The 14,265-nt window shown below is 35.6% G+C and carries 12 protein-coding genes; 10 read left to right on the forward strand and 2 right to left on the reverse strand.

Annotation, left to right across the window (positions count from 1 at the left end; genetic code table 11):
- The first annotated feature begins 105 nt into the window (after positions 1-105).
- From rpsO to rpe, 10 genes are all read left to right on the forward strand, one after another.
- On the forward strand, positions 106-375 hold the full coding sequence (gene rpsO / locus ACU8DI_RS01080; protein ID WP_447111556.1) for a 30S ribosomal protein S15: 270 nt from the start codon (positions 106-108) through the stop codon (positions 373-375).
- 197 nt (positions 376-572) lie between these two features.
- Positions 573-2,819: a polyribonucleotide nucleotidyltransferase gene (locus ACU8DI_RS01085; protein ID WP_447110886.1), complete on the forward strand. Its 2,247-nt coding sequence runs from the start codon at positions 573-575 to the stop codon at positions 2,817-2,819.
- 175 nt (positions 2,820-2,994) lie between these two features.
- Positions 2,995-4,431 carry a glycosyltransferase gene (locus ACU8DI_RS01090; protein WP_447110887.1) on the forward strand — a complete coding sequence of 479 codons (1,437 nt, stop codon included), beginning with the start codon at positions 2,995-2,997 and terminating at the stop codon, positions 4,429-4,431.
- 314 nt (positions 4,432-4,745) lie between these two features.
- Positions 4,746-5,549, forward strand: coding sequence for a pyrroline-5-carboxylate reductase (gene proC, locus ACU8DI_RS01095; RefSeq protein WP_447110888.1), 804 nt, complete (start codon positions 4,746-4,748; stop codon positions 5,547-5,549).
- A 2-nt stretch (positions 5,550-5,551) separates the two neighbouring features.
- Positions 5,552-6,331: a glutamate 5-kinase gene (gene proB, locus ACU8DI_RS01100; RefSeq protein WP_447110889.1), complete on the forward strand. Its 780-nt coding sequence runs from the start codon at positions 5,552-5,554 to the stop codon at positions 6,329-6,331.
- 21 nt (positions 6,332-6,352) lie between these two features.
- Positions 6,353-7,552 (forward strand): glutamate-5-semialdehyde dehydrogenase, encoded by a 1,200-nt coding sequence (locus ACU8DI_RS01105; RefSeq protein ID WP_447110890.1) that lies wholly within the window; start codon positions 6,353-6,355, stop codon positions 7,550-7,552.
- A 125-nt stretch (positions 7,553-7,677) separates the two neighbouring features.
- Complete coding sequence (locus tag ACU8DI_RS01110; RefSeq protein WP_447110891.1) at positions 7,678-8,742, forward strand: hypothetical protein; 1,065 nt, start codon at positions 7,678-7,680, stop codon at positions 8,740-8,742.
- Between the two features lie 233 nt (positions 8,743-8,975).
- Positions 8,976-9,350, forward strand: a complete 375-nt coding sequence (locus ACU8DI_RS01115) for a hypothetical protein (RefSeq protein WP_447110892.1) — start codon at positions 8,976-8,978, stop codon at positions 9,348-9,350.
- Between the two features lie 91 nt (positions 9,351-9,441).
- Entirely contained in the window at positions 9,442-10,305 is an 864-nt protein-coding gene (locus ACU8DI_RS01120; RefSeq protein ID WP_094967995.1) for a sigma-70 family RNA polymerase sigma factor, read from the forward strand.
- Between the two features lie 193 nt (positions 10,306-10,498).
- On the forward strand, positions 10,499-11,161 hold the full coding sequence (gene rpe / locus ACU8DI_RS01125) for a ribulose-phosphate 3-epimerase (RefSeq protein WP_447110893.1): 663 nt from the start codon (positions 10,499-10,501) through the stop codon (positions 11,159-11,161).
- On the opposite strand, the gene ACU8DI_RS01130 is transcribed toward rpe, so the two are convergent.
- Entirely contained in the window at positions 11,162-13,495 is a 2,334-nt protein-coding gene (locus ACU8DI_RS01130) for a GumC family protein (RefSeq protein ID WP_447110894.1), read from the reverse strand.
- Between the two features lie 2 nt (positions 13,496-13,497).
- The gene (locus tag ACU8DI_RS01135; RefSeq protein WP_447110895.1) at positions 13,498-14,259 is read right to left on the reverse strand and encodes a polysaccharide biosynthesis/export family protein; all 762 of its coding nucleotides are present in this window, start codon (positions 14,257-14,259) and stop codon (positions 13,498-13,500) included.
- Positions 14,260-14,265 lie beyond the last annotated feature (6 nt).

The following is a 14,265-nucleotide window of genomic DNA, read 5'->3' on the forward strand; positions in this document are numbered from 1 at the left end:
CAAAACTATAAAGGCTATTCGTTGTAAATCATTAAAAATTACTATATTTGCCGCTTGAAAGATCGACTTTCAACGTACATAACAATCATTTACAACAATATTAGCATGTATTTAGATCAAAAAGAAAAAGAAGCCATCTTTAAGAAACATGGTAAAGATGCAAAAGACACAGGTTCTGCAGAAGGACAAATTGCTTTGTTCACCTACAGAATTAACCACTTAACGGAACACTTGAAAAATAATCGTAAAGATTTCAATACAGAGCGTTCACTAGTAAAATTAGTAGGTAAGCGTCGTGCATTACTCGATTACTTAACTAAGAAAGATATCATGAGATATCGTGCCATAGTTAAAGAATTAGGATTAAGAAAATAAGATCAAAGAGGCTTCGTGCCTCTTTTTTTATATAAATAACTCTTGCGACAGAGTCTAAACTATCGCAAATAAGAAGCTGATATTAGTTTTTCATTGGTCAGACATTTTCATGTCATCACAACAACTACAACAACACAACGACCATTGTTTAACAGTATTCTAGCACATTAATAGTGCTGGAATTGAATTAAAAATTTATGATTCCACAAACTTACAAAGAGGTCATAGACCTTGGTGACGGTAGAGAAATCTCTATTGAAACCGGAAAATTAGCAAAACAGGCTCATGGTTCTGTTGTTGTTCAATCTGGAAAATGTATGTTATTATGTACAGTTGTTTCCAATTACAAGCAATCAGATGTCGACTTTTTACCGTTAACGGTAGATTACAGAGAAAAGTTTGCAGCTGCTGGTCGTTATCCTGGAGGATTCTTTAAAAGAGAAGCTAGACCAAGTGATGGTGAGGTATTGACAATGCGATTAGTTGATCGTGTTTTACGTCCACTTTTCCCTAAAGATTATCATAGCGAAACGCAAGTGATGATTCAATTAATGTCACATGATGACGATGTGATGCCAGATGCTATGGCTGGACTTGCTGCATCCGCTGCAATCCAGTTATCAGATTTCCCTTTTGAATGCGCTATCTCAGAAGCTCGAGTTGGTCGTGTTAATGGTGAATTTATCATTAATCCTACACGTTCACAGTTAGAAGAATCTGACATCGATATGATGATTGGTGCTTCTGCCGATTCTGTGATGATGGTAGAAGGTGAGATGGATGAAATTTCTGAAGAAGAAATGACTGAAGCAATTAAGTTTGCTCATGAAGCTATCAAAGTACAGTGTGCTGCTCAAGTAAAACTTGCAGAAGCTTTCGGTAAAAAAGAAGTTCGTGAGTATGAACCAGAGCGTGAAGATGAAGCATTAGAAAAAAAGATTTACGACATGGCATACGACAAAGTGTATGCTGTTGCAAAAGCCGGTTCAGCTAAACATGAAAGAGGAGCAGCTTTTGGAGAAATCAAAGAAGAAATCAAAGCAACGTTTTCAGAAGAAGAGTTGGAAGATTTTGGTGGCTTAATATCCAAATATTACAGTAAAGCTGAAAAAGCAGCCGTTCGTGATTTAACTTTAAATGAAGGCTTACGTTTAGACGGACGTAAAACGGATGAAATTAGACCTATTTGGTGTGAAGTTGATTACTTACCATCAACACATGGTTCATCCATTTTTACGCGTGGAGAAACTCAAGCTTTAGCAACGGTAACACTAGGAACCTCTCGAGAAGCTAACCAAATTGATATGCCATCTTTTGAAGGTGAAGAACGTTTTTATTTACATTATAACTTCCCACCGTTTTCAACAGGTGAAGCACGACCTATTCGTGGCACATCTCGTCGTGAAGTAGGACATGGCAACTTAGCACAACGTGCTTTAAAAGGTATGGTGCCTGACGAATGTCCGTATACGGTTCGTGTCGTTTCTGAAGTTTTAGAATCCAATGGTTCTTCTTCTATGGCTACCGTTTGTGCAGGAACTATGGCATTAATGGATGCAGGTGTACAATTGAAGAAACCTGTTTCTGGGATCGCTATGGGATTAATTTCTGATGCCGATAGTGGAAAATATGCTGTCTTATCTGATATTTTAGGTGATGAAGATCACTTAGGAGACATGGACTTTAAAGTCACGGGAACTGCCGATGGTATTACAGCATGTCAAATGGATATCAAAGTAAAAGGTTTATCCTATGAAATCTTAGTAAACGCCCTAAAACAAGCACGTGATGGTCGTTTACATATCTTAAGTAAATTGACTGACACCATCGCTGAGCCAAACCCAGAGGTTAAGGAACATGCACCAACAATGGTCACAAGACGTATCCCTAATGAATTTATTGGTGCGTTAATTGGACCTGGTGGAAAAGTGATTCAGGAATTACAGAAAGAAACTGATACGACGATCGTTATCAATGAAGATCCAGTGACTGAAGAAGGTATTGTAGAAGTTTTAGGTGTTGGTAAAAAAGGAATTGATGCTGTTATGGCAAAAATCGATTCGTTATTATTTAAGCCTGAAGTTGGAAGCGTTTACGAAGTGAAAGTTATTAAAATGTTAGATTTTGGTGCTGTTGTTGAATATACTGAAGCACCAGGAAATGAAGTTTTATTACATGTATCTGAATTAGCTTGGGAACGTACTGAAAATGTTTCTGATGTGGTTAATATGGGAGATGTGTTTGATGTAAAATACTTCGGAATCGACTCGAGAACAAGAAAAGAGAAAGTGTCACGTAAAGCCCTATTACCAAAACCAGAAGGTTTTAAGGAAAGACCTCCAAGAGATAATAATCGCGGAAGAGACAACAGAGGTAGAGATAATCGCGGACGTGATAATCGCCGTGATGATCGCAAACCAAGAAATGATAAAAAGGAGGATTAATCCATATCATTTTTTTAAATAAGTTAAACCCAATTAGTTTTTTACTAGTTGGGTTTTTTCATGTAATCAATAAAAGTTTTCTTAAATAAATATTAAATAAAGAACCGTTAAAATCTAAAATGAGCACCGTAACGTACATCTAACAAACTCAGTACAACAACAGTAATATTAATAGATGTTCACAAATAAAATTACTCTAAAATCATTAAAAACAGATTGTAACTTAAAAACCAATCGTATTAGTAATAGTATCGGTTCTTTATTCTTAAGTAATGGTAAAACCGAAAGTCCACACAACCGTATAGTACTTATAAGTACGTTTGTTTTAATAGGTATCGGACTTTATTTTTTCGCTACCTTTCATACAGACTTTGAAGACTTCAATGCCAACAGGCAAAGCACCTCTATTGGATTCATATTTATGACAGCTGCTGGAATATTATTTGCCTTTAAAATATTCTTTCTTCTCTATTTGGCCTACCATTATTACAAGTACAAATCTATCGATGCCGTTTCAGATCAAGAATTACCAACATGTACTATCATCGTGCCAGCTTATAATGAAGGCAAGCAGGTTTGGGATACCCTCATGAGTTTATCTAAAAGTGATTATCCAAAGGAAAAACTCCAAATTTTAGCTATTGACGACGGAAGCGTGGATGATACATGGTATTGGATGCAGGACGCTAAACAACACTTAGGTGAGTCATTAGAAATTTTACAGCAACCAGAAAATAAGGGGAAACGTCATGCGCTCTATCGTGGTTTCCGTTTAGGAACTGGTGAAGTATTTGTTACGGTAGATAGTGACTCTGTAGTCAATCCAAATACCATTAAAAACCTCGTGAGCCCTTTTGTTACAGATGAAAAGTGCGGTGCCGTTGCAGGCAATATTCGTGTTTTGAACAATCAAAAGGAAATGCTTCCCAAAATGTTAGATGTGAGTTTTGTGATGAGCTTTGAGTTTGTACGATCGGCTGAAAGTCATTTAAACTCTGTATTGTGTACACCTGGAGCACTGGCTGCCTATCGAAGTTCGGCCGTATTTGAATGTCTTCCGGAATGGATCAATCAAACGTTTATGGGACAACCTTCAGACATTGGTGAAGATCGCGCCATGACCAACATGATTCTCAAACAAGGGCAACATGTCCTTTTTCAAAGAAATGCTGTGGCATACACGAATGTTCCAGAAGCGTATCCTGGACTCTATAAAATGTTTATTAGATGGGGTCGTAGTAATGTTCGTGAAAACATTGCCATGGCTAAATATGTCTTTACCAACTTCAAAGAAGAAAGCAAATTAGGAAGTCGATTGTTATTCTTGAGTCAGTCTGCAAGAATCCTCATGAGTTACCCATTCATATTATTTATGTTATTCTTTATTCTGACGCACCCTTTATTATTTTTAGGTTCTACCTTACTCAGTATTTTAGTAACATCCACTTTTTCGGTACTATTTTATGCGCACCGCTATGAGATTAAAGAAGCTATTTGGGCATATTCTTACAGTATCCTCTACACGTTTGCCTTATTTTGGATTACACCATATGCCATTGCCACAGCAAATAGACGAGGATGGCTCACACGTGGTTTACCTGAAAAACGATAGTAAAGACATTTAAATTACTAAAAAGCCTGTGATACGAAACAGGCTTTTTTTTATGAGTTTCGACGAAATTTCTTACGGACAAATTAACAAAACCCGACAAGCTGTCAGCTTTTTTCAAAAAACTGTTCAAATCCGTATTGACAATTCCTTAACAATTAGCGCAAAAAACTGATAATGCCACAAAAAATAGACTTTAAGGTATCAAATTCATGAAAATTTGAAATTCTTTGAAAAATATGGCACTGTCGTACAGTCCTTGATGTATATACACTGAAATAATTGATAATCAATTATCATAAAGAAGATATATAAAAATGAAAGTACTAGTAATTGGAGCAGGAAATATGGGATTGACCTATTCAGAAGGAATGGCCAACTCACCATTATTAAGTAAACACAAACTCAGAATTTTTGACACTGATCCAAAAAAGATAGAAACCTTACGTCAAGACGAACGCTTTGATGTTTTTGACAATTTAGATGATTGTCTTCCAAAAGCAGATATAGTATTCATTGCCGTAAAACCATATCATAGTGACGGATTATTTGAAACCATGAAACCTATGCTTAATAAGGAGCAATTAATTGTTTCCTTGATGGCTGGAGTCACTATAGACACCATTAAAGATAAATTGAATGCCTTAAAAGTGATTAGAACCATGCCGAACCTACCTGCTCAGGTTGGAAAAGGAGTGACGTCCTATACCGAATCTAAAGAGGTTTCTAAAGTAGAATTGATTATGGTTCGAAATCTTTTGGATACCACGGGAACATCAATTCACGTTGAAACAGAGAATTTTATTGATGCTTCTACAGGTATTTCAGGTAGTGGTCCTGCATACGTCTTTTATTTCATGCAGTCCATGCTAGAAGCAGCACTGAAAATGGGGTTTTCAGATTACGATTCTAAAGTACTGGTAAGCAGCACTTTTGAGGGTGCCATTACCCTATTCAATGAAAATAACATTTCACCCAAATCATGGATAGACAAAGTGGCTTCAAAAGGTGGCACCACACAAGCCGCTATCGATTCTATGGAAGATAATAATGTAAAAGAGCTCATCCAAGAAGCCGCATACGCTGCTTTTGACAGAGCTGTAGAACTAGGAAAAAAATAATCATGGATAAACAAGAACCCAAACGTATTGTAGTCAAGGTTGGAACGAACGTTCTGACTAATAAAGATAATCGCATATTAGGACCTGTTCTAAGAGAACTCGTTCGACAAATCTCTGTATTGTATGAGCGCGATATTATGGTAATCCTTGTGTCATCTGGTTCAGCAATTGCTGGCAAGGAAGTCTTAGGAGACACAGATATCAAAGATTCATCGATTCGTCGACAGGTGTATTCGTCTGTAGGACAGCCGAGAATGATGCGTCATTACTATAGTATTTTTCATGATTATGGCATGAGATGTGCCCAAGTACTTGCCACTAAGCGCGATTTTGATCCTGGTAAACATCGTGAAAATATGATTAATTGTTATGAAGGCTTACTCTCTGAAGGCGTGATTCCTATTGCTAATGAAGATGATGCCGTTTCATTAACCATGTCGATGTTTTCAGATAATGATGAACTAGCAAGTTTAGTTGCTGAATTATTAGATGCTGACCGATTAATCATTCTTTCTGATACCGACGGACTTTACACAGGACATCCTGATGATGACAATTCAAGAAAATTGAATGAGGTCAAAGTGACTCAGAATGTAGAGCAATATGTCCAAGCTTCTAACAAAAAAGAAGGTGAAGGACGTGGTGGTATGGCTTCAAAATTGAGAATTGCCAAAGGAACAGCTAGAAAAAATATTCCAACTTATATCGCTAATGGTAAACGTGAAAATGTTATTGTAGATATTATCGATAATAAAGAAGTGGGAACAAAATTTATTCACTAATAAAAACATCATAGATAAATTATGAAATTATTAAGTACAAAATTAAAAAATAAGGTACTTCAGTCAATGATTAACATCATTGATCGAGAGCGCAAACAAATCATCATTGAAAACCAAAAAGACTTATCGGCTTTTGATAAAGACGACCAAGCATTGTATGATCGATTAGTGGTTGACAATGCCAAAGTAGATGATATGATTAGGGCGATTGAAGAAGTTAAAGCACAAAAAGACCCTGTTGGTCAAAATCTTTCGAACATTACACTCGACAACGGACTAAAAATCACGAATAAAACAGCGCCCTTCGGGACCATCATGATTATTTATGAGTCGCGTCCAGATGTGACCATCGAAGCTGCTGTCTTGGCATTTAAAGCGAATAATAAAATTTTATTGAAAGGCGGAAAAGAAGCTTTAAACAGTAATCTTATTTTAGAAAAGTGCTGGCATGAGGCCTTACGCGAAAATAACTTGTCAGAAGATTGGATAAAATTACTTCATTTAAAACGTGAAGAAACCCAAGAATTTTTGAAAAATCCACCTGAAAAATTAGATTTAATTGTACCACGAGGAGGTGAACGATTAATCAAATTCGTAAAAGATCACGCAAGCTGCGCTGTGTTGATTAGTGGTCGTGGAAACAACTTCCTATACGTAGGAAAAGATGCCGATTGGTTAAAAGCCGTAAAAGTGATCGTCAACGCTAAAACTGATAAAATTTCTGGTTGCAATGCTCTGGATAAAGTATTGATTGATAAAAATCTACCTAACTACATGTTTAAGGTAAATGAATTAGAAAAGATTCTTTCAAAATTAAATGTAGAAGTTGTGGTGGATACAAAAACAGCGGAAGTCCTTCCAAATGCGAATAAGGTCTCAGATGAAGACATTTGGTACGAGGAATTCTTAGCGATGAAACTTTTAATCGCTCAAGTTGATAATGCCGATGAAGCCATTGAGATGATTAACCAATATTCTGGAGGACATTCAGCAGCCATTATCACTGAAGATAAAAAGAGCGCTAAAACATTTATGGAACGCGTTGATAGTGCTGCCGTATACCACAATGCCTCAACGCGATTTACCGATGGCGGACAAATGGGTGTTGGTGCAGAATTAGCCATTAGTACCGATAAATTACATCACAGAGGACCACTAGGACTAAAGCAACTAGTGACCAATAAGTACTATGTTTACGGCGATGGACACGTTAGAGTTTAAGAATTTTTTAACATCACAAATGGTCATTTCAATTTTAAAATGGCCATTTTTTAGTTAAATTCAATGATTCAATAAAATTTCATAAGAAAGCAGGGTGATTTTCTTAGAAACCAAACAACACAGTTATGAACAAATATTTAGCTACTATTATTTTAATCTCCACTTTATTCACAGCCTGTTCTTATGATCAAGATGATTTCGTAAATACAGCTATTGACATCAATTCAGTAGAAGTGATTCGTCAAGACGCCGAACTATATGAGAACATCAAGGGTATTATCAATGATACTGAAAGACCAGATCAAAGTATCGCTTGTATTGATTTTATTTACCCTTTAACCCTATATATATTTGACGATATGGATCTCTATCAAGAGACCTATTACGTAACAGATGATGAAACATTCAGCACATTACTAGATGATTTAGAGACAGACCATTCAATAAGTATCAGTTTTCCTATTTCTAGTACTTTGGAGTCAGGGGAAGAGTTTACAATAAACACAACCGAAGAGTTAAAAGATGCTATCGATAATTGCCTAAATGAAGAAATGTTGCAGGAATGTTTTGTACTAGTTGAAAGTTGTTTCTGGAAAATTGGCTATAGTTATAATTACGACAATACCTATTTAGGCCACTATTTTTATGAAAATGATGGCGCTACTATATTAACAATAGACGAAGAAGAGATCTTAGGTTCATGGTCACCACTAATTATTGAAAATGAATTACATATCAATATCAACCTGATAGATGATGAAGAAATCGGCGCATTTTTTAACCATGACTGGAAGGTTGATTATATCGATGAAAATTCTTTATTATTAACCTATGAAAATCTTGAACTTGTGCTGAATCAAAGATGCGATGAAACATTTACGGAGTGTGGCAATTTTAATTTTGAAGCTTGTGAAACCGAATTAGATAGTGGGATTGGAGAATTCATTCTAGATGATCACACATTCTGCATTTTTGATACATTAGAATTAGATCTCGAAGACGAGAACTTTACCATCACATACTATGAATCAGAAGAAGACGCACTCGATATGGTAAATCCGATTGTTTCTGAAGATATTTATACAGTATCAGAACTAGAACAAACGATTTACGTTACTATTATTGATATTGAAAATGAGCTTCAATATGATGTTGTGACAACACTATCAGTTATCAATTGCGAAGAATGATATCCAAATGATGATCTAAAGACTCGCTCAAGAGTCTTGTGCAGTCCAAAGCAGATTCTAGTATTAACTTTAGATTAAGAAAACCTATCTAGTTATGAATCAAATTTAAGGACCTTATTCAATCAAATGTATTACGTGATCCAAAGGGGCTATAGTGGACGTGTTCATTTAGCAAAGCATTGAAATCATTAAAAATATTTGCATATTTAATTTTTTTTGTTATATTATAAGCTATGATATATTCAGACAAAGAAAAATACAAAGACATACTAAAAGATTCAGTGAGCTACTTAGAGCAGCGTGGTTTTGAAAACATTAAAGCCGATGTTGAAGGCTATGAAACGCCAAAATCTTTTGCAAAAAAAGGAAGTGAAATTAGCATTACTCCAGACATCGTAGCTGAAAAAGAAGGTCGAAAGCATTATTTCGACATCAGCTTGAAGAGTGAAAAGCCGAAATTATTGAAATCTAAATGGCTATTTCTCAACACCTTGAGTAATTTAAAATCATCTAGATTCCGATTGATCACCACAAGAGGTCATTACAAGTTTACCAATGAAATGCTTGATGACATCAACCTTACCAACAAAAGTTTGATTAAAATTTAAATTTATTTTGTTTTCCTGTAACATTTTTTGGATTTGATACGTATAACTACATAGTACGGTGCATTTACCCAAATTTAAAGGAGATTTCTAAATGAGACAGTTAAAAATTACGAAGCAGGTTACTAACAGAGAAACGGCTTCCTTAGATAAATATTTACAAGAAATAGGAAAAGTAGATTTAATCACTGCTGATGAGGAAGTGGAGTTAGCTCAGCGCATTAAGGCAGGTGATCAAATTGCTTTAGAAAAATTAACCAAAGCGAACTTACGTTTTGTGGTATCTGTAGCGAAACAGTACCAAAACCAAGGATTAACCTTACCAGATTTAATTAATGAAGGTAATTTAGGTCTTATCAAAGCGGCACAACGTTTTGATGAAACACGTGGATTTAAATTTATCTCTTATGCTGTATGGTGGATCAGACAATCCATTCTTCAAGCGCTAGCTGAACAATCACGAATTGTGCGTTTACCATTAAATAAGATTGGATCTATTAATAAAATTAATAAGACCTTTGCCTTTTTAGAGCAAAGTCATGAACGTCCACCAAGTGCTGAAGAAATTGCCAAGGAGTTGGATATGACTATTAATGATGTTAAAGAGTCGATGAAAAACTCTGGTCGTCACGTCTCTATGGATGCGCCTTTAGTAGAAGGAGAAGATTCAAACCTTTACGATGTTCTTCGTAGTGGTGAATCGCCTAATCCTGATAAGGATTTATTACATGAATCTTTGCGTACAGAAATTGAACGTGCATTGGAAACCCTTACGCCTCGTGAAGCAGATGTTATTCGCCTGTATTTCGGTCTAGGTAATCAACACCCTATGACACTCGAAGAAATTGGAGAAACATTTGACTTAACTCGTGAGCGTGTAAGACAAATTAAAGAAAAAGCGATTCGTAGATTGAAACATACGTCTCGAAGTAAAATATTAAAAACCTATTTAGGCTAGTAATTACATACGAATTATTACGACTAAATTACAGTAACAAACAGTTACACATAACTGTTCGTTTTTTGATTGATGAAAGAACCCAGAGCTGATTACTCTGGGTTCATTTTTTTATAACATCTCGATGTCATTCCAATCAAGTAAACTTGTTTTTTTAATTATCTTTGCCCAAAACTAATCCAACAGATATTTTATGGCTACAACATTAATAGCTCCTTCAATTTTAGCTGCCGATTTTGGCAATCTCCAGCGCGATGTAGAAATGGTTAACAACAGTGATGCTGACTGGTTCCATATTGATGTAATGGATGGTCACTTCGTTCCTAATATTTCCTACGGAATGCCAGTCATTCAAGCTATAAAAAAACATGCAACGAAACCATTGGATGTCCATTTGATGATTGAAAAACCTGAGCGTTATATTGAAGAGTTCGCCAATGTTGGAGCGGATATCATTTCGGTTCATTACGAATCCACTGTTCATTTGCACAGAACACTAACCCAAATAGAAAATGCAGGCTGTAAGCCAAGTGTTGTATTAAATCTAACGACACCGATATCTGTACTTGAAGACATCTTACCAAAATGTTATATGGTACTTTTAATGTCAATTAACCCTGGGTTTGGTGGTCAAAAATTTGAAGACATGACTTATAATCGTGTTAAAAAATTACGACAAATGATCAACGCACAAGGTTTAAATACCCGAATAGAAATAGATGGTGGCGTAACTGATAAAAATGCAAAAGCACTTGTTGAAGCTGGAGCAGATGTATTAGTAGCTGGTAGCTACATTTTTAAAAGTGACAATCAAACCGAAACCATCAAACATTTAAGGACGATTTCAAATAGCTAATTATTTGCTTCCGTAACCATAATTGTACCCATAGTTATAACCATAAGATCGGTTATTACCAACGCCATTAACAACGTAAGCCATATTTTTTAACTTCCCAGATTCATATAAATCTTTGGAGAAATTCAATAGCTTTTTATCTGTAAAATTCGCTCTGGCTATGTACACTGTGACATCCGCCAATTGCGAAATAAGCATAGTATCCGTTACTAAAATCGTTGGAGCCGTATCGACGACAATATAATCATACAACTCTCTGGCCTCCTTGATCAACTCGGTAAATCTCCCATTGGTTAATAAACTAGACGGATTAGGTGGAATACTTCCTGAAAGGAGAATATCATGATTCTCATGTTGACCAAAACCTTTTACAAGACTTTGTTTCCAATCAAAACCATATTCGTGTAAATAATTTGATAATCCAGGTGAGTTTTTGTCTGCAGCTTTAATATGTGCATGAATTTGCGGATTTCTTAAATCGGCGCCAATCAAAAGTACTTTCTTATTCAAGCTAGACAAAGCCAATGACAAATTAATACTAATATATGTTTTACCTTCTCCTTTGATAGTAGAGGTACAATAAATAACGCTGCCTTTATCGGTTTCTTTGACCGGTAAAAGATAATTGACGTTTGAGCCTAGTATTCTAAAAGATTCTGCCAACGCTGAACGGTCATTCGGACTTTCAAAAACTTGTGTATCTTTTTTCTTGATATCTGGTATTTCACCAATGATTGGCACTGTGTTACTCACCTTAGACACATCTTCCTTACCATGAATTTTAGTGTCCAACATAAATAGGAGATAAAAAATTCCAAACGGGACTAAAAGACCTCCCAATAAAGCGCCTGCATATACAATATTGGATTTAGGTGAAATTGGACCAGAACCTGAAATGGCATAATCCACAACCTTAATAGATGGCTCTGTAATAGCTAAGTTAATGGCCGCTTCTTCTCGCTTCTGAAGCAACAAGAGATAAAGGCTTTCCTTTATTTTTTGTTGCCGTTCTATGGCTCGTAATAACTTCTCCTTTTCTGGAATCTGTGACACTTGTCCAACAAAGCGTTGATTACGACCTTGCAACTGACTTTGAGATACTTTCAGTTGTTGGTTATAAGATCTAAGTGACTGCGTGATATTGGATCTTAAATCCTCTATTTTCGACTGAGCTAAGGCAACCGTTGGGTTGTTTTCACCTGCAGAACTCACCAATTTATCTCTTTCCAATATCGCTGTATTATAAGCATTAATCAAGGAATTAATATTCCCATTATCTAATCCTATATTAGCTGGCAAAAGGCCATCAGTAGCATTCGAATTTAAAGCTTCTTGTATGAGTTGAGCAATAGCTAATTGGTTTTCTATTTGGAAAACTTCCTCATCCGATTTAGATCGTTGCTGCAAGCCTAATTCGGCATCAGCAGTTAAATCTACCAAATTATTACGCTGTTTGAATTCCTTACGATCAATTTCTATGGAATCTAATTCTTTAGCTAGATACAAGAAGCGATCATCTATAAACGCTAATGTGCGTTTAGAAACTAATTGTCGATCATTTATGCCATCTTTATTGAAGACATCCATCAATTTATTCAATATCCATTCTGAACGCTCTTTGCTCTCCCCTTTTATTGTCATTTTTAGTAAGTCACTTTGCTCACCAACAGGTTCCACTTTTATTCGAGATTTTAAGGATAGTGCTGCCGCTTTCAGTGGGCCATACTTTATAAGGTATTTTTTACCATTAATTCTACTCAATGCCTTTTTATTGCTCAAGTGGATCTTAAATGGCAAGTTATTTTCAGTGGCACTGCTATCGTGGTTTTTAAACTGAAACGTCTTTTCTGTTTTTTGATTTGTGACTTCAAAATTATTTTGATTGACCACTATGCTATAAGACATCCCAGAAGTGATACTGTCGGGATGAATGATTTGTTCATAATAAAATGGCAATTCAGCAATTTGTGCCGTTTGAATCGTGCCTTCTTCATAAAAGCGGGTGTTCAATTTCAAATCCATGGCAACTTGTTCGAGAATGAGATAGGATGTCAAAATCTCTATTTCATTCTCTAGGTTGATATTAACCCTTTTAAAAACAAATGCGGAAGTGGGTAATTCGAGCCCTTCAGATTCATCTAAAATTTTCATTTTAGCCGTTGTCTGATAGATGCGCGGTGCAAATCGTAAATACACATAAGCACCTATAAGTGCCATAACAAGTGACAAGACAAACCAAGGCCAATATCTCAAATATTTTAGAAATTCTTGTTTGATATCGACACCAGTATCTTCGGCAAAATTGAACTGATTATTATTGTTTGACGTATCCATGATTAGCGACTAAGTAAAACGATTGAACTTAAAACTAGCGACGTAATCGTTAGTACGATACTGACATTTCCAACAAATCCAGCGGATTTCACTTTTGGATTGTTTGGGTTAACTATAATAACATCATTAGGTTTAATATAATAGAATTCACTATTCATAAAATCGGTAGAAGTTAAATCGATATGTGATATTTTACGAACACCATCTACATCTCTTGTTATAATAATATCTTCTCGTTTTCCATTAATAGTCAAATCTCCAGCGTATCCTAATCCTTGTAAAATGGTAATGTTTTGTTCAGTGAATGTATAAGTTCCTGGAGACTTCACTTCTCCTAAAATAGTTACTTTGGCATTTACAAGACGCACATCCACCGTAGGATTATTTAAGTGACCCCCTTCTACCAAAATCGATTTTATTTTCTCTTCAATTTCAAATGTTGTCAAATTAGCAACGGGAATTTGTCCCAAAATAGGAAAATTGATGGTGCCATTATTTTTCACGAGGTAACCTTGAAGTTTCAATAATTCAACAGTCAACGATTGTGAACCACTTCCTAATCCTCTGTTATAAGGAATTGCAGCCTCAGGCACTAAACTTTCAACTGAAATTTTAAGAATATCATTGGGTTGAATGGTCGCATTTTGATAACTTATAGTTGATGAATCATTCTGATCAGCATCCTGTAAATAGAGAATTTCTTTTTTTGAAGCACATGACATCATCACTAAAGATGCGATAAGTAGGAGACCCTTAATTTTCATAAATTT

Source organism: Psychroserpens sp. BH13MA-6, assembly GCF_052983595.1.